At 56.1% G+C, this 23,474-nt stretch carries 27 protein-coding genes and 1 riboswitch; of the genes, 13 read left to right on the top strand and 14 right to left on the bottom strand.

Features of this window, described 5'->3' with window-relative positions:
* Positions 1 to 33: 33 nt before the first annotated feature.
* On the bottom strand, positions 34 to 1,431 hold the full coding sequence (locus tag ACFCXQ_RS14335; protein ID WP_379551743.1) for an O-antigen ligase family protein: 1,398 nt from the start codon (positions 1,429 to 1,431) through the stop codon (positions 34 to 36).
* A gap of 81 nt (positions 1,432 to 1,512) precedes the next feature.
* Positions 1,513 to 2,946, bottom strand: a complete 1,434-nt coding sequence (locus tag ACFCXQ_RS14330; RefSeq protein WP_379551742.1) for an exopolysaccharide biosynthesis polyprenyl glycosylphosphotransferase — start codon at positions 2,944 to 2,946, stop codon at positions 1,513 to 1,515.
* 367 nt (positions 2,947 to 3,313) lie between these two features.
* On the opposite strand from ACFCXQ_RS14330, the gene ACFCXQ_RS14325 reads away from it, so the two are divergent.
* A complete protein-coding gene (locus tag ACFCXQ_RS14325) occupies positions 3,314 to 4,270 on the top strand; it encodes a UDP-glucuronic acid decarboxylase family protein (protein WP_379551741.1) in 957 nt (318 codons plus the stop codon).
* A 10-nt stretch (positions 4,271 to 4,280) separates the two neighbouring features.
* Here ACFCXQ_RS14325 and ACFCXQ_RS14320 read toward each other — a convergent pair whose 3' ends face one another.
* The gene (locus tag ACFCXQ_RS14320; RefSeq protein WP_379551740.1) at positions 4,281 to 5,120 is read right to left on the bottom strand and encodes a SurA N-terminal domain-containing protein; all 840 of its coding nucleotides are present in this window, start codon (positions 5,118 to 5,120) and stop codon (positions 4,281 to 4,283) included.
* Between the two features lie 195 nt (positions 5,121 to 5,315).
* Here ACFCXQ_RS14320 and ACFCXQ_RS14315 point away from each other — a divergent pair, with 195 nt between their 5' ends.
* On the top strand, positions 5,316 to 6,368 hold the full coding sequence (locus ACFCXQ_RS14315) for a cell wall hydrolase (RefSeq protein ID WP_379551738.1): 1,053 nt from the start codon (positions 5,316 to 5,318) through the stop codon (positions 6,366 to 6,368).
* Here ACFCXQ_RS14315 and ACFCXQ_RS14310 read toward each other — a convergent pair.
* From ACFCXQ_RS14310 to ACFCXQ_RS14295, 4 genes are all read right to left on the bottom strand, one after another.
* On the bottom strand, positions 6,330 to 6,917 hold the full coding sequence (locus ACFCXQ_RS14310) for a CAP domain-containing protein (protein WP_379551736.1): 588 nt from the start codon (positions 6,915 to 6,917) through the stop codon (positions 6,330 to 6,332). The genes ACFCXQ_RS14315 and ACFCXQ_RS14310 overlap by 39 nt on opposite strands.
* Before the next feature lie 101 nt (positions 6,918 to 7,018).
* Complete coding sequence (locus tag ACFCXQ_RS14305; protein ID WP_379551734.1) at positions 7,019 to 7,678, bottom strand: L,D-transpeptidase family protein; 660 nt, start codon at positions 7,676 to 7,678, stop codon at positions 7,019 to 7,021.
* Positions 7,679 to 7,689: 11 nt separating this feature from the next.
* Positions 7,690 to 8,406 carry a PEPxxWA-CTERM sorting domain-containing protein gene (locus ACFCXQ_RS14300; RefSeq protein WP_379551732.1) on the bottom strand — a complete coding sequence of 239 codons (717 nt, stop codon included), beginning with the start codon at positions 8,404 to 8,406 and terminating at the stop codon, positions 7,690 to 7,692.
* 413 nt (positions 8,407 to 8,819) lie between these two features.
* The gene (locus tag ACFCXQ_RS14295; RefSeq protein WP_379551730.1) at positions 8,820 to 9,830 is read right to left on the bottom strand and encodes a CsgG/HfaB family protein; all 1,011 of its coding nucleotides are present in this window, start codon (positions 9,828 to 9,830) and stop codon (positions 8,820 to 8,822) included.
* 136 nt (positions 9,831 to 9,966) lie between these two features.
* Positions 9,967 to 10,078, top strand: a riboswitch (TPP riboswitch).
* A gap of 36 nt (positions 10,079 to 10,114) precedes the next feature.
* Here ACFCXQ_RS14295 and thiC point away from each other — a divergent pair.
* From thiC to ACFCXQ_RS14275, 4 genes are all read left to right on the top strand, one after another.
* Positions 10,115 to 12,025, top strand: a complete 1,911-nt coding sequence (thiC, locus tag ACFCXQ_RS14290) for a phosphomethylpyrimidine synthase ThiC (protein WP_379551728.1) — start codon at positions 10,115 to 10,117, stop codon at positions 12,023 to 12,025.
* 87 nt (positions 12,026 to 12,112) lie between these two features.
* Positions 12,113 to 12,562 (top strand): DUF488 family protein, encoded by a 450-nt coding sequence (locus ACFCXQ_RS14285; RefSeq protein ID WP_379551726.1) that lies wholly within the window; start codon positions 12,113 to 12,115, stop codon positions 12,560 to 12,562.
* Between the two features lie 58 nt (positions 12,563 to 12,620).
* A complete protein-coding gene (locus ACFCXQ_RS14280; RefSeq protein ID WP_379551724.1) occupies positions 12,621 to 13,445 on the top strand; it encodes a hypothetical protein in 825 nt (274 codons plus the stop codon).
* Positions 13,446 to 13,592: 147 nt separating this feature from the next.
* Positions 13,593 to 14,492, top strand: a complete 900-nt coding sequence (locus ACFCXQ_RS14275) for a hypothetical protein (RefSeq protein ID WP_379551722.1) — start codon at positions 13,593 to 13,595, stop codon at positions 14,490 to 14,492.
* Here the strand turns inward: ACFCXQ_RS14275 and ACFCXQ_RS14270 are convergent.
* Positions 14,489 to 14,953 carry a YaiI/YqxD family protein gene (locus tag ACFCXQ_RS14270; protein WP_379554682.1) on the bottom strand — a complete coding sequence of 155 codons (465 nt, stop codon included), beginning with the start codon at positions 14,951 to 14,953 and terminating at the stop codon, positions 14,489 to 14,491. The two genes, ACFCXQ_RS14275 and ACFCXQ_RS14270, sit on opposite strands and share 4 nt — an antisense overlap.
* Positions 14,954 to 15,096: 143 nt before the next feature.
* Between ACFCXQ_RS14270 and ACFCXQ_RS14265 the strand changes: the two genes are divergently transcribed.
* Positions 15,097 to 15,459: an HPF/RaiA family ribosome-associated protein gene (locus tag ACFCXQ_RS14265; RefSeq protein WP_379551720.1), complete on the top strand. Its 363-nt coding sequence runs from the start codon at positions 15,097 to 15,099 to the stop codon at positions 15,457 to 15,459.
* 14 nt (positions 15,460 to 15,473) lie between these two features.
* On the opposite strand, the gene ACFCXQ_RS14260 is transcribed toward ACFCXQ_RS14265, so the two are convergent.
* A complete protein-coding gene (locus ACFCXQ_RS14260) occupies positions 15,474 to 16,031 on the bottom strand; it encodes a lipocalin family protein (protein ID WP_379551718.1) in 558 nt (185 codons plus the stop codon).
* The gene (locus ACFCXQ_RS14255; RefSeq protein ID WP_379551716.1) at positions 16,028 to 16,462 is read right to left on the bottom strand and encodes a GFA family protein; all 435 of its coding nucleotides are present in this window, start codon (positions 16,460 to 16,462) and stop codon (positions 16,028 to 16,030) included. Before ACFCXQ_RS14255 ends, ACFCXQ_RS14260 begins: the two co-directional genes overlap by 4 nt.
* Before the next feature lie 93 nt (positions 16,463 to 16,555).
* Here ACFCXQ_RS14255 and ACFCXQ_RS14250 point away from each other — a divergent pair, with 93 nt between their 5' ends.
* The 3 genes from ACFCXQ_RS14250 to ACFCXQ_RS14240 are packed head-to-tail and all read left to right on the top strand — an operon-like array spanning position 16,556 to position 18,362.
* Positions 16,556 to 17,467, top strand: coding sequence for an alpha/beta hydrolase (locus ACFCXQ_RS14250; protein WP_379551714.1), 912 nt, complete (start codon positions 16,556 to 16,558; stop codon positions 17,465 to 17,467).
* Positions 17,464 to 17,913 carry a COG3650 family protein gene (locus ACFCXQ_RS14245; protein WP_379551713.1) on the top strand — a complete coding sequence of 150 codons (450 nt, stop codon included), beginning with the start codon at positions 17,464 to 17,466 and terminating at the stop codon, positions 17,911 to 17,913. The genes ACFCXQ_RS14250 and ACFCXQ_RS14245 overlap by 4 nt, the downstream gene beginning before the upstream one ends.
* On the top strand, positions 17,913 to 18,362 hold the full coding sequence (locus ACFCXQ_RS14240) for a DUF3429 domain-containing protein (protein ID WP_379551711.1): 450 nt from the start codon (positions 17,913 to 17,915) through the stop codon (positions 18,360 to 18,362). Before ACFCXQ_RS14245 ends, ACFCXQ_RS14240 begins: the two co-directional genes overlap by 1 nt.
* Here the strand turns inward: ACFCXQ_RS14240 and ACFCXQ_RS14235 are convergent.
* Complete coding sequence (locus ACFCXQ_RS14235; RefSeq protein WP_379551709.1) at positions 18,359 to 18,697, bottom strand: Mpo1-like protein; 339 nt, start codon at positions 18,695 to 18,697, stop codon at positions 18,359 to 18,361. The two genes, ACFCXQ_RS14240 and ACFCXQ_RS14235, sit on opposite strands and share 4 nt — an antisense overlap.
* A 54-nt stretch (positions 18,698 to 18,751) precedes the next feature.
* Entirely contained in the window at positions 18,752 to 20,182 is a 1,431-nt protein-coding gene (locus tag ACFCXQ_RS14230) for a S41 family peptidase (RefSeq protein ID WP_379551707.1), read from the bottom strand.
* Between the two features lie 266 nt (positions 20,183 to 20,448).
* Here ACFCXQ_RS14230 and ACFCXQ_RS14225 point away from each other — a divergent pair, with 266 nt between their 5' ends.
* Positions 20,449 to 21,048 (top strand): YbhB/YbcL family Raf kinase inhibitor-like protein, encoded by a 600-nt coding sequence (locus ACFCXQ_RS14225; RefSeq protein ID WP_379551705.1) that lies wholly within the window; start codon positions 20,449 to 20,451, stop codon positions 21,046 to 21,048.
* Positions 21,049 to 21,118: 70 nt separating this feature from the next.
* Positions 21,119 to 21,370, top strand: coding sequence for an SWIB/MDM2 domain-containing protein (locus ACFCXQ_RS14220; protein WP_379551703.1), 252 nt, complete (start codon positions 21,119 to 21,121; stop codon positions 21,368 to 21,370).
* An 11-nt stretch (positions 21,371 to 21,381) separates the two neighbouring features.
* Here ACFCXQ_RS14220 and ACFCXQ_RS14215 read toward each other — a convergent pair whose 3' ends face one another.
* Positions 21,382 to 21,810 (bottom strand): DoxX family protein, encoded by a 429-nt coding sequence (locus tag ACFCXQ_RS14215; protein ID WP_379551701.1) that lies wholly within the window; start codon positions 21,808 to 21,810, stop codon positions 21,382 to 21,384.
* A 120-nt stretch (positions 21,811 to 21,930) separates the two neighbouring features.
* Here ACFCXQ_RS14215 and ACFCXQ_RS14210 point away from each other — a divergent pair, with 120 nt between their 5' ends.
* The gene (locus ACFCXQ_RS14210) at positions 21,931 to 23,235 is read left to right on the top strand and encodes a dipeptidase (protein WP_379551699.1); all 1,305 of its coding nucleotides are present in this window, start codon (positions 21,931 to 21,933) and stop codon (positions 23,233 to 23,235) included.
* A gap of 9 nt (positions 23,236 to 23,244) precedes the next feature.
* Here ACFCXQ_RS14210 and ACFCXQ_RS14205 read toward each other — a convergent pair whose 3' ends face one another.
* Entirely contained in the window at positions 23,245 to 23,397 is a 153-nt protein-coding gene (locus tag ACFCXQ_RS14205) for a hypothetical protein (RefSeq protein ID WP_379551698.1), read from the bottom strand.
* Positions 23,398 to 23,474 lie beyond the last annotated feature (77 nt).

The following is a 23,474-nucleotide window of genomic DNA, read 5'->3' as shown; positions in this document are numbered from 1 at the left end:
GCGCTTATCAGCCGCTCTTACCTGTCGCCCCTATCAGTCGTTCTTAGCCAGTTTTGCAGATGAGCCTGGTTGCCAAACTAGCCCTTTGCTGGGCTTGATAGCATTTCCCCCCGCTGGATTTGGTTGGCTGGAATTCGCCTCGCTCTGCGGCTGGCGGGCGCTAGCGCGATATGACTGCACGCAGCCTGCAATGATCGCCATATTGATGAAGAAGATCCGCTGCGGCTGCTCGATGAACCACACATATTCAAAATTGTTGTGCACGGTGAGCGCAAGGATCGCCACGGCTGAGCCCAAGGCGATACCTCCAAACATTCCCTGGCGATTGCGGAACGCGATGCGCAACCCGATGATTAAAGGCACTGAAAATAGCAAAACAAGAGAGATTTGGCCTGCCCAACCGGTTTCGGCGCGGGCCAGAAGAAAGGCGTTGTGAACAGGCGCGGCGCGGCTGCCGAAGTTCCAGTTAACACCCGCGCGGTCTGCATAGCCTTGTGTATTGCTGACAGTGACATAAAGGTTTGCGCCAACCCCGAGTGGGTGGTCATCCGCCATGGCCGTGGCTGCACGGTTGAAGGCGTTACGCTCGTCTTCGGAGGTAACGAAAGAATACTCGCCAAACCGCTCTTTCAGGGTCGCATAACCAAGCGGTACAAAGACGAGCGATGCCGCCACGGCCGCGCCGACAATCTTCATTTTGCGCGGTGAATTATTGCGAATTAGGCTGAGCAAGATGAGAACGGCAATCCCGGCGACCACAAAGGCCATGGTCCCGCGCGATCCGCCGCCTGCGACCACAATCAGTCCAGCGAAAACGCCGCCGTAAATCCACTTTGATTTCTCGCCTTCAAGAACCGCCGCGATGAGAGGAAGAATGGCCAGTTCCACCATCATGCCCAGGATGTTCTGGTGGCTCAGACTACCGCTCGCCTGCACGACGCCAGTCAGTTTTTGATAGATCACGAAGCCGCCTTGAGCCATCAGCCCGAGCGACAATCCGATCAGCAAGCTGCGGATTGCGCCGGGACGGGTAAGCTCGCCCGTCACGGCGATTACCACCAATAGCATGCGCAAGACTTGGAATAAGGTGAAGGTAGAGCCTAACGGCACGCTGGATACGCTGATCGACACGAGGATCGGTATCGCGAATAGTGCGATGAGAGCCATAAAGGGCCCGTAAATCGACTGATTTGCGCGGGTCACAATGAGCGCAATGGCCAACGTGTCGATGGGAGAAATCAGCATCCCGCGAACCGTGCCGTTCCACATTGGCCAGGTGTATAGCGCGGCGTCAGCTTGAAGCGTTCCAGCGGCAAAGCACAAAGCTCCAATGGCGATCAGTGCATGATCACGGCGGGCCTTGCTTGCCTGCAAATAGGCGATGAATGCCGGAAGACTGGCAAGGATTACAGCAAGAGCTACCCAGCGCATGACGAGACCCCCTGTCTCCTTAATAGTGTGAAGCTACGCATCATAGACGCGCTAGCTACCAGCGTTGACCTTCCCATAGCCTTAATAGGCATTGGAGTGGGACACCACCTTTGCCGTCGCCAGCAAAATGGTGAAATCGTCCCAGAGGTTCCAATTCTGCAGATATTCCAGATCGTAGCGCAAGCGCGCCTCCAGATCTTCTCTGGTATTTGTCGCTCCGCGAAAGCCATTTATCTGCGCGAGGCCGGTGATGCCCGGCTTTAGTGCGTGACGCATCCAATAAAGCTCGGAGACTTCCCAGAAAAGCTGTGATCCCGCACGTGAACCGTGTGCATGGGGGCGGGGCCCAACCAGTGACATATTGCCGATCAGCACATTGATCAGCTGAGGAAGCTCATCAATGCTGGTTTTGCGGATAAATGCGCCGACCTTGGTGATCCGGTCGTCATCGCGGGCAGTCGATCTGTTGCCGGTGTCATCTTGGGCATCAATGCGCATGGAGCGAAATTTGTAAATCTGGAACGGCATGTTGGCTTGCCCGATCCGGCTTTGGCGGAACAGCGCGGGGCCGGGGCTCTCCAGCCTGATCGCGAGCGTGACCAAGAGCATGAGCGGCCCCAGGAAGATCATCAACGGAACCGTGATTATCAGATCGAAAGCGCGCTTTTGCAGGCGACTGCCGAAGCTGAGCGGCCCGCGTGACAGGACCAGCGTATCATGTGCGCCGAGCCGGCCAATACCAACAGCGGAATGAATTGTGTCATGCGATACTGCGACTTCGCAGGCAACGCCGGTAGCTTTGAGCGCAGTCACCCAAGCGCCCACATCAGTCATCCGGGTGCCGTCGAGATAGACGACATCATAGCGGCAGAGCACGTCAGAAATCTCGGCCATTTGCGTGGGATCAGAAAGATCAGGCTTAAGGCCGACTTCTTTTAGATCAATCACGTCCATGCCCAGATCGCTCGCATGGTCGGCAGGCGCGTTGATCGTAACGAGCAGCCGGTCAGCGATTTTTCCTTGCAAGAAAAGTCGCACAAAGATCGCAATGAGAACGCGTGAGACAAGCAGCAATGCCGCTGACGCTAGGATGGCATAGACAAATGCTGCGCGCGATATCTTCATCCCGAACTTGGCGAGGAATGCAGACACCATGACGACGACAATGGCCCCCATTAAAGCGCGGCAAGCGCTGCTGAAGGACTTGGACATGCTGGTAAGTGAGTATGTCGAATAGCTCGACCAAAGGGTCGCGAAATACAGGAATGCCGGGACGATAATCACAAGGAGCGGCACGCCGCCAGGTGACAGCCAGCGATAATCAAGCGTCAGTTCGACTGCTACAAATCCGACAACAAGTGCGATAACATCAAAAAGTGCGGCTAAAAGTGCAAGGATGACACGCCTATTTTCCCGCCGCATAGCTGAAGGGCGATGAGGCAAAGATGCGCGTGCCGGCTCAATCGCCATGTGCTCTTTCATCTCAGGACCTTCTCTGGAAACATCGCTGTTCATTTCAGTAAATTCTTTAGTTCTGTTAGGTCACTTAGCGCCAGCAGTGCTGCCGAGATACGCCGCAAACCGTGCATGTTTCGTGGCAGGACAATCAATTGTGCAAACCTTTAACGCTAGCGATGCCATCTTGGATTGGACAAAATCCCCAATAAGGCCCGCTGGCAAAATTCTCCATATTTGACAAATGCTTTGTCAGATTGAGAGGGAGATCCAATGTTGCTGCTCCGCTCTAGCGCAATCTCTGCTGGATCGGTTTTAACTTTTGTATCTTTGCTGTTCCAAGACGCGACCTGAGGCTGAATTAGCTTGAAGGTTGCACATTCAAGGATAGTAAGGCGCTGCTATTCTAATGGGAGCAAATAAGAAGATGTCGAGGGACTATTTTTCAAACCGCCGCGTTCTGGTCACAGGGGGTGCCGGTTTTGTCGGTTCGCACCTGATCGATCGTCTACTGGCGGCTGGTGATGAAGTGCTTTGCGTCGATAATCTGTTCACTGGCGCCAAGGCGAATATCGCGCATTTACATGATAATCCGCGCTTTGAATTCATGCGCCATGACATTTGCTTCCCACTGTTTGTTGAAGTTGACGCGATTTATAACCTCGCATGTCCAGCGTCACCGATCCATTATCAGCATGATCCGGTTCAGACGACTAAGGTTTCGGTCATGGGCGCGATCAATATGCTGGGTCTTGCCAAGCGTATCAAAGCACCAATCCTGCAAGCTTCCACAAGCGAGGTTTACGGCGATCCTGAGCAGCATCCTCAAACCGAAAGCTATTGGGGTAACGTGAACCCCATCGGTATTCGTAGCTGCTATGATGAGGGCAAGCGCTGCGCTGAGACGCTGTTTTTCGATTACCATCGCCAAAACAATGTCGAGATCAAAGTCGCGCGGATCTTCAACACTTATGGCCCGCGCATGCACCCTGCAGATGGCCGCGTAGTGTCCAATTTCGTTATGCAGGCGCTGCGCGGTGAAGACATCACCATTTACGGTGATGGCTCGCAGACCCGCAGCTTCTGCTATGTCGATGATCTGGTCGATGGCTTGATCCGCCTGATGGGCTCACGCGATGGTTTCACCGGCCCCTGCAATCTTGGTAATCCGGTTGAGTTCACCATCCGTGAGCTCGCCGAACTGGTAATCGAAATGGTGGGCTCGAAATCGAAGCTGGTGCAAGAGCCACTGCCATCGGATGATCCGACGCAGCGCAAGCCAGATATTTCACTTGCTAAGAAAGAACTCGATTGGGAACCAGCGGTTCCACTGTGCGAAGGTCTTGCAAAAACAATCGACTATTTCCGCACTTTGCAGAACTAGTTAACTCGGCCTATTCGCTTTCGGGGGCTTCCTCCGAAGCTAGGGCGGGGTCAAACTCGTCGCGATAGGCAATCTGCGCATTGTCTCGCAAATTGCTCACTAACTCGCCAACGGTGCGATCACGCTGCCGCTCCAGTACCATGCGGGTAGCGAGCGGACGCGCTTCAACGGCGGAAAGCGGCGCGTCTGCAATAGATTGAACCACCGCGATATTCATACGCGATCCCTCGGGCAGCAAGAAGGGCTTCCCGTCTGGCAATGCAGAGATGGTCGCGAGCTCCTCTGCGCCCATGAATACAGAATCGAGCTGCGCGGTTCCGCGTTCAAATGGCAGATCCAGCGTGCGCAAACCTGCGATAACTGCGCTGAGCGAAGCGGCGTCCTCCAGAGATTTGAGCTGCTCTGTGTCATTGGGGACGTCAAAGCTCACACGGGCCACTGTCAGTAATTTGCGCCCTGCGAAGCGCGCCCTGTTATCCTCGATAAACTGGGTTACAGTCTCTGGATCAGCAGCGCCAAGCGACTGCTCCGTCTGTTCTCGGAGCAATTGTGCCAGCAAAGCATCACGCAATTGGCGCTCTCTCAGCAGAAAGAAGGGTGTTTGATCGAGCCCCTCATCCTTCGCAGCTTGAGCCATCAAACGCCTGTCAATAATCCGCTCTAATGCTTTCTTTTGCATAGCAGTTTCACTGAGCGCTTCGTCAACTTGCATGCTGCGCAATTCAGCATTGATCTCCTGATAGGTGATCTCGTCGCCATTGACGTTGGCCGCGACTTGGCCTCCTTCGACCGAGCCACAAGCGGCGAGTGCCAGCACGGCAGGAGCTACAAAAGAAAAGTGGGTTCGCACGTCTCGACTATCCCAATAATTCAACAATCATTACGGTAGGTTGTAACGCTTTATGATCAGCCAACCAATGTTCATTTTCAAGGTGGTAAGGATTCCCTAGAAGCTGTGCCATTCCTGCGTATTGGGGTGAAGGGTGTGGACGGGCATCATGGGCACTTCTAAGGCGCACTTGTTCAATATTTGATTGAGGTTTCTATGCGCATTCGGCGCAAACGCGACATCGTTGTGATTGTTATCGTCCTGGCGCTTGTAGCTCTGGCGGCTGTGCGCTGGTGGATGACAAGCACGGACGGTTCGGGCGTTGCCGGAGGCGATGATGACGCGGCGCGCGCGAGCTTGGAAGGTCTGCCCAGCGATATTATGCCAGACGTAGCGCCGCTGGATTACAAACCGCTCACCGAAACCCAAGCCTTTGTTGAGAACGCGCAAATTCCCTTTAGCACGGCGCCAATTGAAGCGGCTCGCCCATTTTCCATGCCGGATACACCAGATACGCCGTTTGCGCGGCGCTCGGCAGTCGATTGCTTGGCAGCTGCGGTTTATTACGAAGCCGGATTTGAGCCAGCTGTGGGCAAACGCGCAGTAGCGCAGGTAATTCTTAATCGCGCGCGGCATCCTGCCTATCCGAATTCTGTCTGCGCAGTGATCTATCAAGGTTCGCAGCGTAGCACTGGTTGCCAGTTCACCTTCACCTGCGATGGTAGCCTCGCGCGACGGCCATCGCCCGCCGCTCTTGCCGCTGCGCGGGAAGTCGCGCGCGCCGCCCTGTCAGGAACGGTTGAACCAACGGTTGGCATGGCCACCCACTACCATGCCGATTATGTCGTACCGTATTGGGCATCTTCGCTGAATAAGATCACTAAGCATGGTAGCCATATCTTCTATCGCTGGAAGGGCAATTGGGGCAGACCAAGAGCATTCACGCAAGCGATCATCGCCGATGGTTTGGGCGGCGATGGATTGCCGCTTGTTGATCCCGTTGAGAGTGAGTTGGATGCGCTGACCAGTGCTGCTTCTGCTGCGGAGATCGTGCCGCCATCCAATATATTCGCAGACCGGATGATGGGTGAACTTGTCGCGCAAGATACTCTTATGGGAGTCGGGCAGGGCAAAGGAGCGCCGTCGACGCCGCAAAGCTCAACAGGTCAGGAGGCTGGGCAAGGGATTGTTGCGCCTGCCCCAATCGAAGCTGACGCGCGTGCTGGAACCTTAGTAATAGACGAAAAGCTTGGCGAGCTGCGTGAGTAGCGGTTTTTGCTCTTCAGTGTACTCAAGCGGGTCTTCACCAATGACATTGCCCGGCTGGCTGTAGCGACAGACCAAAATCTCTTCTGCGCCAACGCGGCTCAGACCGCATCCAATGGAATGAGTCTCGCTCCAGATAAGCTGTGTGTAGTGGCTGACATCAGCCACTTCGCCGGTCGCGCTGTTCGCGGGGAAGGTGCCTTCCCGAAAATGCTTCTTTTCGGCAATCCACAAATTGACCATGCTTTCAGCTGAGAATGCGCCGGGGGTGCCGCCCCAGATGTTCTCTCCCTCAAGGGGTTCTCCCGGTGCATTTGGTGAATGCTTGAACTGACCAGTGCGGGAAAGATAGTCGGCCCATTCCTGAGCGTTCTGCGCCAGTTCATCATTCCAGCGCATTGGCTTGGCCTGCATGATGGCACGTTCGTAATTGTGGCTGGCTAGCAGACGCGTGTCGAGATTGGAGACTCGGCTTTGCATGCCCGGTAGCAGCGTCAGCGCCGCAGCCAGCATGGTTACCTTACCCCATTTCGAGAGCTTCTTATGTTGCACGACCTTACCTCTGTTGTGAGGTGGTTATGCTGGGAAGCCTTCTAAGATGAGGTACCTAAACATGGTAAATGGCCGTTAACTTTTGGCCGATGTGTCGACGGTTACGCTTTAGGTCGATCGATATCGGACCTAACAATCTCCACAACGTCGCCTCTCGATGCTGCATCGAAGAGCATTCGAGCAAACTCCAGCGGCAACCCTATGCAGCCATGCGTCGCTTTGTCCGGTGCCATTGGGCTGCCATGCAGGGCAACGCCGTCATTCGTGATGAATAGCGAATAGGGCATGGGCGCGTCATAGCTGCGTGAATGATAATCACGTACTCGGCGCATGATGGGGAATGTACCTGTAGGAGAAGCCTTCTCCTCCGCCCCATAGACAATCACTGCTGTACCGATTTCATGGCCACCGCGGAACACTGAAACCAATTGCCGCGTTAGATCAACCCAGATGGTGAGTTCGCCCTCGGCAATGCCTTCGTCTTCCCACAAATATTGCCCATGCTTGAGTGAGCCTGATGTGTTGAGGATGGATTTAACACCAGCGGGCAACAGCTTGCTTTCCGCCGCCAGCATAGACTGGTGTGGTTTAAGCTGTGTTCGCCGCCAATCCGTCGCTGTCTCGTCCGCTTCGGCTTCCACTGCGTCAGTAGTTTGCGGCGCGGAGTTTGATGAATCGCTATCGGCCATCAAAGGCGCACCAAAAAACACGCCGCCAAACACCGCACATGCTGTGCCCAAGATGAGGAGAGTGTTCTTCAACACCGCACCAGTTAAGCCCTTACCAGGCCTTTTGCAGCTTTGCGGCCCCGGCGCATCATGCCTCCGATCAGACCGAAGCCGAGGATCATCATCATCCAAGTGCCTGGTTCTGGAACAGGGGGTGTGACCCCGCCACTGGTGCTACCGCCGCTCGAAGTAGGCGTATCCCCGCCACTTGAGGTTGAAGTATCGCCGCCGGTTGTGCTGCCACCGCTGGTCGATGTGTCACCGCCTGTGGTACCGCCCGATGAGCTGATACCGCCGGTCGATCCACCTGACGATGAAGATCCGCCAACCGGAATGAAAAATCCGCCTGATGAACCACCAGCGGGCGGCGGCGGGATGGTTCGGCTAATGTCTTGAATCGGCGCTGCCGCAGTCGAAGCGACTTGAGCGACCGGGGGTGTTTGTACCAGCTGATTCACGTCTTCTTCAGGCGGCTTTTCAAAAACCTTCCCCAATGCGCGCTGTTCAGGTGTGACTTTCTCGCCAATCGCAAGGCCGCCTCCCTTGCCTTTGCCGCCGCCTTTACCTTTGAGCGGCGCGGTATCACCGCGAGTACCTGGCGAACGATCAGCCAGTCGCTTCAGCGCGTCGCTTGACTGCGCGAGGGCTTGTGAAACGGTCGCTTCGGGAGCGAGCGCCACGATTACAGGCAAGCTCAGCACGCCAGCAGCGAGCAAGACCCAGCCTGTTTTTTTACGATTCGGTTTACCTGTTTTAATCATATTCTTAAACGACCTAACCCTGCGACATGAACGGCGTTAGAACACATATGCCTTCAATGAACCAGCGTTATGTGGCTCACTTTGCGAGTGTTTACAAAGGCGTTAACCCTAATCCGTTCCATTTTGGAGCGGAAAGCGGGCGCGGCGGGTAGTTTTCTTCATTTAGCTTCAAAATTATCACACGTGCTATTCGTTAACTACATTTTTTAACCATACGTGACAAGCCGTAGCGTCAAGTGCGGGTGATTCGCTTGAAACTCTTTTGTCTTAGGTTTTCATGCCGCATCAGCCAGAGGCGAAATCCCACAGGAGCGAGCCGGTGACCGCTCGGTGTCCGCTGGCCATGCTCGCGGCTGTTTAGTATCCGCAGTAGCTCGAGCTTGCTAGTGAGCTCGTTGGCGTCCTCGCTTTGGTCAGAAGCCGGCTTTGCTCAAACCGCTTAGCTTGCCCTTGTTGAAAGTGCCCAAAATGTGGCTTCCAGCGTCCTCGCTCCACATAAACACGGTGACATCACCTGCAAAGCTCTCCTGATCACCCTCAAGGCCGACAATCTCATTCACTTGCTCGACCGTCATCCCCGGTTTGATTTGCCGGTAGGCCTCACGTGTGATCCCGTAGCCAGTCGGTCCTGTGTCCGCGGCTGTGGTAAATTCGCCTTCCGCCTGCGGTGCAGCATCGCTTGGGCTGACCGGTAAGCCGCCCAATTGATCAACCATGTCACGGTAAGCCTCGAGATATGCAAGCACGATAACTTGTCCAATCTCGGTGTTCTCATAACCTGAGCCGCTGATAGCAGCGAGCGTTCCGCCAAAGATGCCGCCTCCGCGGCCTCTGAACGAGACATCTGACTTGCGGGCATAGCCTTCTGTCACTCGCTCCAATTCAGTCGTGCGCGAATTGACCAGTGACAGGGTAACGTTCGCCTCTTTCTTGTTGACCTTAACGCCGCCGAGGATGCCGCCAAAAGCGCGGCGCCCTAGAGCGCCCGCAAGCGCACCGCCAATGCCGCCACCACCAGAGCGGTTGTTCCGCCCGATAAGATCAGGAATGACAAAATAATCAGCTGCTTTTACTTGGCCACGTCCGATATTGGAACCGCGCTGCAGCTCGCCACTGTCAGCAAGGTCGCGCTCCAGCCCACGCATGTCGAGCCCGCGGCCGCGATCAACGATGCTGAAGCAGCCTGACTTGGCGACGAACACCTTGATAATCGCTTCTGGGTTGGGGAGGTCATAGCGCGTCCACCACCGGTTTTCAGGCTCATCAATCGCAATTGTACCAAGCTTCTGGCGGCAAACCGGGATTTCCTGAACGCCCTCATCCTGCGCCTTGCGGCCTGATGAGCGCCCTTGTGCATCTGCTGGAACGCTGGTGAATACCATCGCTGCTGTTGCAACGGCAAAAGCAAGTCCGAAATTGCGCATATCTCTATAACTCCCCATCGGAACGCGTCGTCCCAAAGTCCACGTTCTTTCTGTCAAAGATGGCTTAGGATGGCAAGCGGCACGCTGAATAGATCGAGTATCCGCTGGACGTGTAGAGTGCTTGCGCCTAATGATCATGGCATCCCCGGGGAGCTAGCTTGAATAGCTGAGAGGGGCGCGTTGCGGCGCCCGACCCGTTGAACCTGAACCGATTAACATCGGCGGAGGGAGTGGGCCGGCAGCAAAGCCCGGAAACCGCTCTCCGCCTTGAGGAGACACTTCGCATGGCTGACATCAATTCCAAACTCGAAATCGGTGTGACCACCGGGCCCATTCGCGGAAGCCGCAAGGTCCATGTTGGTGCAAAATCCGGCAGCGGCGTACGCGTCGCCATGCGTGAGATTGATCTGGAAGGTGATGAGCCGTCTCTGCGCGTGTACGACACCTCTGGTCCCTATACTGACCCTGATGCGAACATCGACATTCAGGCAGGTCTGCCCTCGCTGCGGCGTGAGTGGATCATGGCGCGCGGCGATGTCGAGGAATATGACGCCCGCGAGGTGAAGCCTGAGGATAATGGCCAGCTTGGCCCGGATCGCTCCGGCGGTGTTCCGGCCTTCCCCAACGTGGTGAAGCGGCCTCTGCGCGCTAAGGCAGGCGCTAACGTCAGCCAGATGCACTATGCCCGCAAAGGCATCATCACACCAGAAATGGAATATGTCGCCGAGCGTGAAAACTTGGGCCGCGAGATGCTGCGCGATGCCGCTGCAGTCGAGACTGCGCGCAATGGCGGCAATGGCTGGGGCGCGAGCGTTCCTGACTATGTGACGCCTGAATTTGTCCGCGAGGAGGTCGCGCGCGGCCGCGCGATCATTCCGAACAACATCAATCACCCCGAAACCGAGCCGATGGCGATCGGGCGCAATTTCCTCGTCAAGATCAACGCCAATATCGGCAACTCCGCCGTCGCATCAGACGTGGCGAGCGAAGTCGATAAGATGGTCTGGTCAATCCGCTGGGGCGCGGACACGGTCATGGATCTCAGCACGGGTCGCAACATCCACGACACGCGCGAATGGATCATCCGCAATTCGCCCGTGCCAATTGGCACAGTACCGATTTACCAGGCGCTGGAGAAAGTCGGCGGCGTCGCTGAAGACCTGACGTGGGAGATTTTCCGCGACACGCTCATCGAGCAGGCCGAGCAGGGCGTCGACTATTTCACCATCCATGCGGGCGTTCGCCTGCCTTATGTGCCGATGGCCGCGAACCGCGTAACCGGCATTGTGTCGCGCGGCGGATCAATCATGGCGAAATGGTGCCTCGCGCATCACAAGGAAAGCTTCCTCTACGAGCATTTCGACGACATCACTGAGATCATGAAGGCCTATGACATTGCCTATTCCCTCGGCGATGGCCTGCGCCCGGGATCAATCGCGGACGCCAATGACGAGGCCCAATTTGCCGAGCTATACACGCTGGGCGAGCTGACACACCGCGCCTGGAAAGAAGACGTGCAGGTGATGATCGAGGGGCCGGGCCATGTGCCTATGCACAAGATCAAAGAGAATATGGAGAAGCAGCTTGAGGTGTGCGGCGAGGCGCCGTTCTACACGCTCGGGCCGCTAGTCACCGATATCGCGCCGGGATACGACCACATCACCAGCGGCATCGGCGCGGCGCAGATCGGCTGGTACGGCACGGCGATGCTTTGCTACGTCACGCCGAAAGAGCATCTTGGCCTGCCCGACCGCGACGATGTGAAGGTGGGTGTGGTGACGTATAAGCTCGCGGCGCATGCGGCGGATCTGGCCAAGGGGCACCCGGCGGCGAAAGTGCGCGATGATGCGCTGTCAAAAGCGCGCTTTGAGTTCCGCTGGCGCGATCAGTTTAACCTCAGCCTCGATCCCGACACTGCGGAGGATTACCACGATCAGACCCTGCCAGCAGAGGGCGCAAAGACTGCGCATTTCTGCTCCATGTGCGGGCCGAAATTCTGCTCGATGAAGATCAGCCAGGAAGTGCGCGACTTCGCCAGCAAACAGAACCAAGGCGCGGACAGCTTCCTTGAGGCGACGCAATCCGGCGCAGAGGCCGCCGAGGCGAGTAAGCAAGCCGCGCTCAAAGGCATGGAAGAGATGAGCGCTAAGTATAAGGACATGGGGCAAAAGCTGTATTTGCCGGATGAGGGGTGAGTCTCAAGTGCAACAGGCGGAAGCTCATATTGGCTCGACTTGTGGCAGGCGATTCCCTTTTGCTATTTTTGCGAACATCATGCGGCCATGAAAACGCTTTATACTATCGGATATGAGGGCGCTGATATCAGCGCATTTCTAACCACCTTGGGAGAGGTGGGTGTGAAACGTGTCGCAGACATAAGAGATGTGCCTATTTCTAGAAAGAAGGGGTTCTCCAAGAACAAGCTTGCAGAGGCTCTGAGCGAAGTGGGGATTTCATATGCACACTTCAAACCCTTGGGCGACCCCAAAGAGGGGCGGGAGGCAATGCGAAGCGGAGATCGCGCAAAATTCCTGTCGGTGTTTAATGAGCATGTTGGACGAGAAGACGCGCAAGACGCAATGGTTGAACTTGCCGAACAGGCGGCGAATTCTGAAACGGTTTTGCTATGCTATGAGCGAGATCCAAAAGATTGTCACAGGACTATTGTTGCTTCGATGATGAAAGAGCGAGGATTGATTGAGCAATTCACACATCTAGGGGTGAAGAAGTAGGTAGGATCCTTTCTGAATCCTATTTTTTATTTAGCTATTCGCTTAGGAGCGTACAGCTATGCCGGTATCAGACGAACAAATCCTCATCCTTTGTAAGACTTATCCATCGCCGAGCGAGAAGTATGTCGAGACATCGTGCGTGGCAGGCATCCGAACTGATGGATCGCTAATTAGGCTGTTTCCAGTCCCATTTAGACTCGTCAAGGCCGACAAGCAGTTTAAGAAATGGCAGTTCGTTTCTGCCAAGGTCGAGAAGGCTCGGAAAGACCATCGACCTGAAAGCTACCAAATCAAAATTGACACGCTCGAATGCGAAGAAAATCCGCTTCCGACCAAAAATCATTGGTTGGCGAGAAGAAACGCTTTGAAAAATACGAGTGTCGCGCAGAGCTTTTCTGAAGTTGAAACGGCGCGCTTGGAAACCGGTCAAAGCCTCGCCCTACTAAAGCCAGCGAGATTGGTTGGGCTGGATATCGAGCCGGTAAAGCCCGCCGAATGGACCGATGAAGAAGTAGCGAAGTTAGTTGCCGAGCAACGGCAGGGGGCGCTCTTTGAAGATGATCAAGTAGATATCCGAACGCTGCGCAAGCTTCCTCATGCGTTCTACTACCGATACGAGTGTGAGCTTCCCGATAAGTCTTGCGAGAGCTTCCGCCACAAGGTGGTCGATTGGGAAATCGGTGCGTTGTATTGGCGATGCGCTAAGGATTATGGTGACGCATGGGAGCCTAAATTCAGGCAGAAGATGTGGGATTACATGATCACACGTGATGTGTTTTTCGTTATGGGAAACATCCATCGGTTTCCCGCTCAATGGCTCATTGTAAGCATTCTATATCCGCCAACTGAAGTATCGAGCTCGCAAGCCGACTTGTTTTCCTAAAAACTGCCGGCCAGCTGTCCCAGTCTAATTCGGCCTAGCGTCCCACCCTTAACCCACCAGAAACCACAGTCCTTCAGCGTGTACCAACACAGTTAATGGCATGTTTGCACCTTGAGCGTAGCAGCACGTACGACAAGGGAGCCGATAATGCACGATATGCAGGAACTGTTTGCCAGCGCCGAGGGTGAAGATGCCTGGACGCGGGAGATGCAGGACTTATTCAATTGCGGCGCGCTGGACCGGGCCGAGGCGGTGTTGTCGGAGGCGCTCACTGCGCTGGATAGCGAGCTGTCGCGCAAGTGCCTGAGGCTCAAAAGCACTGCGGTGGAGCTCACCGGATGGGAAGAGCTGGCCGAGGCGATTGAAGTGCATGAAGGCGACCCTGTCACCGCGCTCACCATCGCGATCGTTAACGACACTGACCGCGCATTCGAAAAGGGCGAGACCCATCATCCGCATGTGATGATGGGATTGTACACGGACGAGTTCTTTGATTTCAGCGGGGCTGATCGCGCCGCAGTGTTCGCGGAGCTGGGGGAAGAGATCCCAGCATGGGCAGGTTATGAAGAAGATATCGAAGTGCATTTCGATATTGAGGGCTTGGACGATCTCAACACGGCATTGCTGCACCATAAGCAGCGGCATTTCTTCCGCGATGGGAAGCCTGAAATGGCTCCCGAACGCTATATCGAATATGTCCTTGCATGCTGGTGGAGGGCGCTGCGCTGGCATCAGGCGGTAGCGGGCAATTGCGCAGGCCATCCTTTGCCGGGCGCGCCATGTGTTGTCGCGGGCATGGTCGATATGCGCACCGAAGCCGTCGGTGTTTACCGCGCTGGCACCGCGAGTGAAAAGCCGGTTGCTGCGCCGGCTTCTGCGGCCAGCAATATGGCCGACGCATTTGGCGATAGCTTCATCCGCCGCGATACTTTGGTCGAGGAAGAAAAGCCGATGACGGGCAGCGAATTACGCCGGAAATCGCTGGAGACAGAGGCGAATAAAGAGCCTGAGCGCAAGAGCCTCTTCGCGCGGATATTCGGGCGCTAACTGCGCGCCAGCTTCACCAAAACCCGGTCCAGCTCCTGCAAAAACCGCGAGCGGTCTGCCTTGGAAAAGGGCGGAGGACCACCACCAATCCCGTCCAACCCGGCGCGCAAATCTTCCATTATTGCGCGGGTCGCGATCGCGCTGCCAATGCTGGCTTTGTCGAACGGCTTGCCATTGTGCGCTAGCACGGTAGCTCCTGCAGTGAGGCATCGCTCGGCTAGCAGGATATCGGCGGTGATCACGACACTTCGTGCATCGGCATTGTCCGCGATCCAGTCATCCGCCGCATCGAACCCATCGCTTACCACCACGCGCTTCACCCGCTCGCTCACGGGCACGCGAAATGGCGAGTTGCTGACCACGCGAACATGCGCGCCGTGACGTTCAGCAACGCGGTAAATCTCATCCTTCACCGGACAAGCGTCGGCATCGACTAGGATTGTGATGTGGGCGGGAGACATCGGACATTGGTAGCGCGTGCAATGACTGCGACCAAGCTCGAAATCTTCTCTCATTCCTGTCCGATTTCGCTGGAAACCGCGGCGTTCATGCCCATATCGAGCATAGACAGGAAGCAACAATTGAGAGAGGAGCGTCGCCCCAGATGCCACATACCGAAACTATGCAGTTCCAGTTCAATTCTGACAGCTCAGTGATGGGCACAGAAAATGTCGCGGAACGTATTGAAGCCGCCGTGCGCCACAAGCTTGCGCGGTTTGAAAATCGCCTGACCCGGCTTGAAGTCCACGTCTCTGACGAGAATGCGCGCAAAGGCGGCGATGATGATAAGACCTGTATGATTGAGGCTCGTCCGCGCGGCGACAAGCCCATTGGCGTGACCGAGCATGCCGGTGATGTTGATACGGCCGCACGCAAAGCGGCCAATACCATGGCTCAGCGGTTAGAGCGTGTGCTGGGCAAAGCTGAAAAGCATAAGCACGACCAACGGCCTGATAAGATTATGTGAGGGTTTGGAGCGGCTTAGCGGCTGACCTGCTGGGTTAGTCGCACCAGCTCCCAATCATAGCCAAGCGCGCGAACGCGGCCCTCTAGATTGGCGCTCAGTTCAGCGCTGGGTAGCGGCTCGCGAGTGAGCATCCATAAATAGCGGCCGCTTGGCTCCCCGACTATGGACCATGGGTACACGCCGCTCGCATCAGGCTCGCCGCGATCAAGCACCCAATAGTCGCCGTAGAAGGGTCCAAAAAAGCTAACTTTGAGCTTGGCTCCATCAGAGCCCTCGACAATTTTTGCCCGGCCGGTGGATTGGTCAAACTCGCCGTCCAGCGAACCTTTGAAGCAGGAATTGACGACTTTGATTTTGCGGTCCTCGCGCAAGGAATATTCCGCCGTTACCCCTTCGCAGCCTTTTTGGAAGGGAGCTTCATAGCGGCCATATTCATACCATTTTCCGAGATACGCGCCGAGCGCTACAGGCTTTGCCGGTTCCGGAACGGCGGCATTGCCAACCGGACCCGGTAAGCCCACGCAAGCTGTGAGCGCGAGGCTCGCGGCGAGTAACAGGGCGCTGCGTATCAAAACTCAAATCCTGCTGCTTTGGCTTCAGCGATTACCTCGGGACCGGTCTGCATCTCGGTCTCCTGCGCAAAGTCATACCAATGCGGTTTCTCATCGACGAAGATCTGTTTTTTTATGGTCATGTGCTCGGGCAATTCGAACAAGCCAGCTTGGAAACCGTGCAAGTCGGTCGGCAGGAAACGGTACCAAAGGTTCGTGCCGCAGGTTTTGCAGAAGGCGCGCTCGGCCCACTCGCTGGAGCGATAGACACCGACATTGTCCTCTCCCTCGATCACAAAGCTGTCGCCGTGAATATCCGCCAATGCGAGCCCGCCCCAGCGGCGGCACATGTCGCAGTGGCAGATTTCGATTTGCGGCTTCACCTGTTCTACCGTGATGGACACCGCGCCGCAGAGGCAATGACCAGTAAGCGGTTGGTTGCTGTTAGTCATGAGCGATGCCCTTCATTGCTATGGCCGTTCATATAGACACTAGACGATAATCTAGGCAGTGAGAATGCCAGATGAGTTATGGAGAGAGACGGCATGGCGAGTTTACAAGCGAAGGCGCTAAATTTGGCATTGCCGATGCTGGCGATTTCGCGCTTTTCAGCGGCACCAGAGCTGATTGAGGAGCGCTTGCCGAAAATGCGGGCGAGGCCTCAAGAGCGCCCGCGCAAGAGGCTGCACGCCCGGTTCGATATCACCGAGGATAATTCGCGCGGATATCCGCTGATTACGCTCCAACCCAAGGGCCGTGCGGATGAAGATGCGCGGCATCTGCTCTATCTACATGGCGGCGGGTACATCGTTGATATTGCAGATGTGCATTATGATTTGGTTGGCCGATTGTGCGATGCCACGGGTGCTTCGGTTAGCGTGCCGCTCTATCCTTTGGCCCCGGAGACGAAAGCGGTCGATGTGCTGGGCGCGATGCGGGCGTTATATGGCGAATTGGCCGAGCAATATGGAGCGCACAATATCACCATTATGGGTGATAGTGCTGGCGGGGGGATGAGCCTTGCACTGGCACAGATGCTCAAGGCTGATGGCGGACCTTTGCCAGGGCGTCTGGTGCTTTACTCGCCCTGGCTCGACGCAGCGGCGAGCGGCGAGGATCAACCGGAGCTGGCCAAGCGCGACCGGATGCTGACCATTGGCATGCTGCGCAAATGCGGCGAGCTCTATCGCGGCGATCTGGCGGTGGATGATCCGCGCGTTAGCCCGCTACATGGCGAGTTGGAAGGCCTGCCGCCTATGGCTATTTTTGCAGGCACACGAGATGTGCTGGTGTCCGATGCGCGGCGGCTGGTGGAACGCTTGCAAGCGCCGGGAATGCCAGAGCACACCTACCATGAATATGCTGACATGATGCATGTTTGGATGGCGGTGCCGATCCCCGAAGCCAAGAAGGTGATCGCGCAGACCGCTCAGTTTTTGAAGGAGGCGGCGGCGTGATTTTCCGGTTGAGTGCAATTGCAGCCGGAGCGCTGCTCGTCAGTGCATGCAGCGATGCAAGCGAGGTTGAGCAAACCGCTGGGTTTGATGCGATAGCGGCTGACGAAACCGTCTATTTCCTCGGCAATGAGCCGTTTTGGGGCGGCGAAGTGACCGGCACTAGCTTGCGCTATTCGACGCCAGAGAACAGCGTTGGTGATACGTTTGAAGTCAGCCGATTTGTCGGGAACAGTGGTTTGGGCTTGTCCGGCCAACTAGCCGGTGCGGCTTTCGATCTCACTATCACGATTGGCGAGTGCTCGGACACGATGAGCGACCGGGCATATCCTTTCACGGCGACGCTGAAGATTGGCGAGGAGCTGCGCTCGGGATGCGCATGGACCGATGCGATGCCTTTTACGAATGACGTAGAAGCGGCAACTGAAGGCGAGAGCGCAGAGCAATAATGCGCGATGTGCCGTCCACCCCGCGTCTGCTTGGCCTTGCTGGGACTCTGCCTCAGCTCGCGTGCGTCGCATTGTTGTTTCTTGGTGAGCCAGAGTGGCGCGATATCACGCGGATGGGCGCGCTTATTTATGCAGCGCTGATCTTCACATTTCTAGGCGGCACTTGGTGGGGGATCGCCGCCTCCGCGCCTGCGGCGGAGCGCAGGCACGCCTTGGGCTGGCTATGGCTCGCGAGCATATTGCCCTCGCTGCTGGCATTTGCCGCAGTGCTGTGGCCCTTGCACGGAATGGCGATTGAGCCCGCCTTGGTCTCGCTCGGGGGAGGGCTGATCTTCGCACTGCTTGTTGATGCAAAGCTTGCCGCGCTGGCTCCGCCTTGGTGGATGCAATTGCGCGTGCCCCTGTCGCTGATCCTAGGCTTTGCGACTTTGCTTATCGCTTGGTATTAGCGCTGCTGCGTAACGCCAGCCTTCTCAAGCTCCGGGGCTAGCCTACCGGTGAGCCAAAGCCACCACATTTTGAAGTCCGCAATCAGGCTCCACTTAGGATAGGTGAAGGTTGCCGGGCGGTTTTTCTCAATCGTGAAATGCGCAATCCACGCGAAGAAATAGCCAGCAAGCGGCAAAGCTATCAGCAGCATCCATTGGCCGGTCACCAGCGCTGCAATTGCCAGCCCCACTACAAGGCTTGTCCCCAAATAGTGCAGGACGCGGGTTGCTGGCTTCGCGTGTTCGCGAAGATAGAATGGCCAGAATTCTGCGAAGGATTGATATCGCTGGGTCATGCCCAACCTATACGCACGCTGACGGGGGCCGGCAAACCCTCAGATCAGACCCCCTTAGAACAATCCAGGCATTTCGCGCTGAGCCGCAGTCGGCCGCTCTGGTTCCATCATCCGCATTCCGCCAACCGATTGCGCGGTTTGTGATCCTTGCGGCTGCTCGGTTATAATCGGCGTGCATGTGCGCCCTGCCATAAAATCGAGTGCAACGCTGATCGAGGCCTCACCAGCATCGCCTAGCGGCGTGTCAAAATCATCTTCCGCGCGGCAGGTGGTGTCGACAACGCTCGCAAGGCCCGTGAAATACTCGCCTTCATCGTCCGCATTGGTGGTCTGGAAAGTCACGGCGCGCAAACGGTCATCGCAGGCCGTCCGGTCAAAGCCGAACTGGCCTACAGGCTTGCCCGAAGTGTTCTCGCCGATGAGCGCCAAATCCGCGCCGAGGAACGGGATGAATGAATTGGTCACCAGCTCGCTGGCAGACGCTGTTCCGCGGCGCCCGATGATGGCAAGCTTGGTCACGCCAATCGCCTCGGGTTGCTGCGCGAACAGGCGTGTTTCATTCTCCGAGGATTTGGACTCGCGCAAAACCGTATTGCTGAAGACCTGGCCTTGGCGCCCCTCAGCCATCAAATCGCCCAGCAGCTCAGCCACAGATACTAGTCCGCCGCCATTATAGCGTAGGTCGAGAATGACTTTATCAATACCCTGTGTCTGGAATTGCTGGAAGGCATCGCGCAGCTGCGGGCCAGCATCCTGCACAATGAATGTGCGCAAATTAATGTAGCCCACGTCCGCAGTGCCATCATTGAGGATCTCGACTCCGTAGCGATCGGAGATCGGGTCGAGTGAGAACTCTGCTTTTGTGATGGTCGCCGTAACAGTGGCGCCGCTCGCATCTGTAAAGGATAATTGCCGCGCTACGCCCGGATCAGTTGGGCCAAGCGCATCAACTACTGCGCCCGGACCCCCTGAAGCCATCAGGGACGACACGGTTTGCGAGCCAATTTGTAACAGCTCGCTGCCGCGATCCATGCCCGCTGGGAATGCCGGAGCATTCTCAAACGCTTCCAGAATGAAGACGCGGTTGGCATTGGTGTCATACGCCAGACGAATGCCGAAGCCAGCATTTGAGCCGCTATTGATTAGCCGGTTTTCCTCTTCGATCGAAGTGATGAAAGAAAAGAACTTGTCGCGAGATTGTGCGCGAGCTGGGGCTACCAGCGCATCAATATAACTTTGGACATCATTGAAATTCGCAGGGTCGACAGTTGTATCGAGCAGGTTGGGGAATAAATACCATTCGTTCATCACATCGAGCACGAACTGCTGACGCTCAGCGAGAGAGCACCCCCCTTGAGTGGTGGTTCCGCCGGAAGACCCGCCGCTTGATGCGGGAGCCGCTGTGGTTCCACCTCCATCACCGCCTCCGCAAGCAGCCAAAGCGATGGCGAGAGTGGCGGTTAAAGCAGTCCGAGCAATAGGCATGATTTTTAGACCCCAGAAGATTCGTTATTATTGACCCTAAGTGCTTAACATTAGGCGAAAGCACAGCTTAACGGTCACTGACTGATGTTATCCACTTTCCTCTTTACTGAGAAAGTCACGGAATTCTGCCATTTTTGCCCGCAATCGGGGGAAAACGGTGTAAATTCGCGCTAAATGGCATGGCGAAACCTCCGTGGGAGGCTCATGATCTACCAGAGAGTTAGGGAAGCACCCGCTTTGCGGGCCCTTTATGGAGGATTGCAAGCATGAGTGCAGATTTGCCAGAGTGGGCTGCGCAAGCGATTGGCTCCACCTCTGCATCTTCTGTTCCAACGATTGCCCGTTTGGGCTCTGAGAAGACTTTGGGTAAGTCGGGCTTTGCGCTCGCTAGCCCGGCTTTTCAGGATGGCGGGGAGCTCGACCCTAGTTTTACTGCTTGTGAAGAAGATTCTGTCGCGCCCCCGTTTGAGTGGACTGCGCCCCCGCCCGGTGCTCAGGAATTGGTCCTGATTGCCGAAGACTTGCAAAGCAGCGAAGGCAAGCCGCATTTGCACTGGCTGGTCTGGGGGCTTGCGCCGCAAAAGGGCAAGCTTTTGGAAGGCGAGGTTCCGCCGAGAACTGGCAAGAATGGGCTGGGCAATTCTGAATGGCTTTTGCCTAACCCACCGCTAGGCGAGGAACACCGTTATATATTTCAGCTCTTCGCGCTGGATCTTCCGCTGACGACTATGCCGGGGGCAGGCTATGATGAGCTTGTCGCTGGCATGGAAGGCTCGGTTATGGCCTGTGCGATGATGACTGCCCGCTTTGAAGGGCATGAGGTGGAAGAATGGGATCCCGATGATGATGATTGGGGTGATGAGTAAGTAACAAGTTCGCCGGGCCCGAGGAGGGGCCCAGAAACGCAGTACGCCTGACTTTGGAAAGGAAACAATCATGGCTGGCAAAAACAACGCTCTGCAAAAACCGGTAACTCTCTCTGGAGATCTTGAGAACGTGGTGGGCAAAGGCCCAATGACACGCGCTCAGGTTACTTCGAAAGTCTGGGAGTATATCAAAGCTAACAGTCTGCAGGATTCGAAAGACAAGCGTCAGATCAATCCTGATGCGAAGCTTGGCGCGGTGATCGGTAAAGACCAGATCTCCATGTTCAAGATGACTGCTGCGGTGTCAAAGCACCTCACTTAAGTCATATTGACCTAGTTTGACGGGCGGCGGCGAAATGGCCAATCGGTCACGCCGCCCGTCCATAGGCTCAGCCAGATAATCAGCGGTTGAGCAAGCATGCGTGCAATGTGATAGCCAATACCAAGCCTACCAGACTGTTCGAGCATGTCGGCATGGCCCGCGGTCAAAAAAAGTATGAAATGATTGATATTGGCTGGGAATACGCAGACGGCGTATGCCGCTAATCCCCACGCTCCCCAACGGCGCAGCTTAGGCCAAAAAGGTTGAGCCAGAGCGACCGCTCCGATAATTTCAGCGATACCAGTCCAGAAGATAACTGCTTCTGGGAACGGCACCCAAACGGGCGTAATATACAGAAAAGGCTCCGGAATTACTATGTGGGCACAGCCTGCGATGCCATAGACTATGGCCAGTAGCCAGCGTAGAATTGTGCGCGTCATTCGCTATACTCTCGGTCTTGTGCTGCCTCTTGCACTGCTGCCAAAGACTTCAGAACACGGTAGCGCGCAAGAATAAATCAATGCCCGCGCACAGGCATAGACTAACCAAGGGCTATTTTCATGAAGCTTCTTTCCATCTCACTTTCGAGTTTGCCTGCGATTGCGGCTTGCCTTTTGACCGCTCCGCTTGCCGCGCAAGATCGTACGCCTGAAGAGATTGCTGCGGCTGCGCTGGAGGCAGCGCCGGTGTTTGACGGTCATAATGATGTGCCGATCCAGCTGCGCGGTCGCTACGGCAATCAGATCAACGATTTTGACTTCCAAGATACACTAGACACCGGGCCTGACGCGGCGAATGGCCGGGTCATGCACACCGATCTTGTCCGCCTGAAACAGGGCAAGGTCGGCGCGCAATGGTGGTCCGTTTACGTTAGCGCGTCCTTGCCGGAGCCAGAGGCTGTGCAGGCGACGGTTGAGCAGATTGACGTGACCAAGCGGCTGATCGCGCGCTATCCGGATGATCTGCAATTGGCGCTCACGGCGGACGATGTGGAAACTGCGATGGAGCAAGGCCGAATTGCCTCGATGATCGGCATGGAAGGCGGCCATTCGATTGGCTCCAGCCTCGCTGTGCTAAGGCAAATGTACGACATGGGCGCGCGCTACATGACCCTCACTCACGGAAGGACGTTGAGCTGGGCGGATAGCGCAACGGACACGCCGCGCCATGGCGGCCTCAATGATTTCGGCAAAGATGTGGTGCGCGAAATGAACCGCATCGGCATGCTTGTTGACCTCAGTCATGTGAATGCGGCGGCGATGCACGATGCGTTGGATGTTGCAGGTGCGCCGGTCATCTTTAGCCATTCAGGCGCGCGCGCCATCAATGGCCATGCTCGCAATGTGCCCGATAGCGTGTTGGCGCGCCTGCCAGAAAATGGCGGGATCATTATGGTGGTCGGCCTCCCTGGTTTTCTCAATGAAGATGCACGCCAGTGGTTTGGTATGCGCCAAGCGGAAAGAGCGAAGCTGCAGGCGCTATTCTCGGGGCAACCAGATGAGGTCGAAGCGCGTCTTGCGAGCTGGGATGCGTCCAACCCGCTGCCGCTAGCCAGTGTTTCTGACATGGCTGATCATATCGATCATGTGCGCGATGTCGCGGGGATCGACGCGATCGGGATTGGCGGGGATTATGACGGTATGCCAACCGGCCCTGTCGGCATGGAAGATGTCTCAGGATATCCGGTGTTGTTCACCGAATTAGCGCGGCGTGGATACACCCAAGAAGATCTCGAAAAAATCAGCCTTGGCAATATGATGCGTGTGTTAAGGGCGGCAGAAGAATATGCCGCAAGCCAGAGCGCTGTAAGCCCGATTGAGTATCCAGTCGGTGCGCCGCGCGAGGCGGCCTCTCCAAATGGATAAGTAGCTATTTTAGTTGCTCAACGCGGGGATAATCCAGACCAGAGACATGACGATGATCGCCAGGAACAGACCGATGCCAAGAACATAACGCATGTGTCCGGTGGTGTGCGCCGCCCGGGCATCATCGTCCTCGATGTGAATTTCGTCGCCTTCTTTATGCATAACCAAGCACTCCTTCACAATTCGGATCGCATGGTACGCCTATAGTCGAGAAACAGCAATGAGCCGTCGTTCAGGTG

It is taken from the genome of Qipengyuania rhodophyticola (assembly GCF_042493225.1).
In the GTDB taxonomy this organism is placed as follows: Bacteria; Pseudomonadota; Alphaproteobacteria; order Sphingomonadales; family Sphingomonadaceae; genus Erythrobacter.
The sequence above is the reverse complement of the archived record's forward strand: the minus strand, read 5'-3'. Positions and strand labels throughout refer to the sequence as shown.

What these genes read in the sequence shown, in the direction of transcription:
- ACFCXQ_RS14335 (WP_379551743.1), bottom strand. Translation starts at nt 1,431, where the DNA reads ATGCGCTGGGTAGCTCTTGCTGTAATCCTTGCCAGTCTTCCGGCATTC.
- ACFCXQ_RS14330 (WP_379551742.1), bottom strand. Translation starts at nt 2,946, where the DNA reads ATGAACAGCGATGTTTCCAGAGAAGGTCCTGAGATGAAAGAGCACATG.
- ACFCXQ_RS14325 (WP_379551741.1), top strand. Translation starts at nt 3,314, where the DNA reads ATGTCGAGGGACTATTTTTCAAACCGCCGCGTTCTGGTCACAGGGGGT.
- ACFCXQ_RS14315 (WP_379551738.1), top strand. Translation starts at nt 5,316, where the DNA reads ATGCGCATTCGGCGCAAACGCGACATCGTTGTGATTGTTATCGTCCTG.
- ACFCXQ_RS14300 (WP_379551732.1), bottom strand. Translation starts at nt 8,406, where the DNA reads ATGATTAAAACAGGTAAACCGAATCGTAAAAAAACAGGCTGGGTCTTG.
- ACFCXQ_RS14295 (WP_379551730.1), bottom strand. Translation starts at nt 9,830, where the DNA reads ATGCGCAATTTCGGACTTGCTTTTGCCGTTGCAACAGCAGCGATGGTA.
- thiC (WP_379551728.1), top strand. Translation starts at nt 10,115, where the DNA reads ATGGCTGACATCAATTCCAAACTCGAAATCGGTGTGACCACCGGGCCC.
- ACFCXQ_RS14285 (WP_379551726.1), top strand. Translation starts at nt 12,113, where the DNA reads ATGAAAACGCTTTATACTATCGGATATGAGGGCGCTGATATCAGCGCA.
- ACFCXQ_RS14280 (WP_379551724.1), top strand. Translation starts at nt 12,621, where the DNA reads ATGCCGGTATCAGACGAACAAATCCTCATCCTTTGTAAGACTTATCCA.
- ACFCXQ_RS14275 (WP_379551722.1), top strand. Translation starts at nt 13,593, where the DNA reads ATGCACGATATGCAGGAACTGTTTGCCAGCGCCGAGGGTGAAGATGCC.
- ACFCXQ_RS14270 (WP_379554682.1), bottom strand. Translation starts at nt 14,953, where the DNA reads ATGTCTCCCGCCCACATCACAATCCTAGTCGATGCCGACGCTTGTCCG.
- ACFCXQ_RS14265 (WP_379551720.1), top strand. Translation starts at nt 15,097, where the DNA reads ATGCCACATACCGAAACTATGCAGTTCCAGTTCAATTCTGACAGCTCA.
- ACFCXQ_RS14255 (WP_379551716.1), bottom strand. Translation starts at nt 16,462, where the DNA reads ATGACTAACAGCAACCAACCGCTTACTGGTCATTGCCTCTGCGGCGCG.
- ACFCXQ_RS14250 (WP_379551714.1), top strand. Translation starts at nt 16,556, where the DNA reads ATGGCGAGTTTACAAGCGAAGGCGCTAAATTTGGCATTGCCGATGCTG.
- ACFCXQ_RS14240 (WP_379551711.1), top strand. Translation starts at nt 17,913, where the DNA reads ATGCGCGATGTGCCGTCCACCCCGCGTCTGCTTGGCCTTGCTGGGACT.
- ACFCXQ_RS14235 (WP_379551709.1), bottom strand. Translation starts at nt 18,697, where the DNA reads ATGACCCAGCGATATCAATCCTTCGCAGAATTCTGGCCATTCTATCTT.
- ACFCXQ_RS14230 (WP_379551707.1), bottom strand. Translation starts at nt 20,182, where the DNA reads ATGCCTATTGCTCGGACTGCTTTAACCGCCACTCTCGCCATCGCTTTG.
- ACFCXQ_RS14225 (WP_379551705.1), top strand. Translation starts at nt 20,449, where the DNA reads ATGAGTGCAGATTTGCCAGAGTGGGCTGCGCAAGCGATTGGCTCCACC.
- ACFCXQ_RS14220 (WP_379551703.1), top strand. Translation starts at nt 21,119, where the DNA reads ATGGCTGGCAAAAACAACGCTCTGCAAAAACCGGTAACTCTCTCTGGA.
- ACFCXQ_RS14215 (WP_379551701.1), bottom strand. Translation starts at nt 21,810, where the DNA reads ATGACGCGCACAATTCTACGCTGGCTACTGGCCATAGTCTATGGCATC.
- ACFCXQ_RS14210 (WP_379551699.1), top strand. Translation starts at nt 21,931, where the DNA reads ATGAAGCTTCTTTCCATCTCACTTTCGAGTTTGCCTGCGATTGCGGCT.
- ACFCXQ_RS14205 (WP_379551698.1), bottom strand. Translation starts at nt 23,397, where the DNA reads ATGCATAAAGAAGGCGACGAAATTCACATCGAGGACGATGATGCCCGG.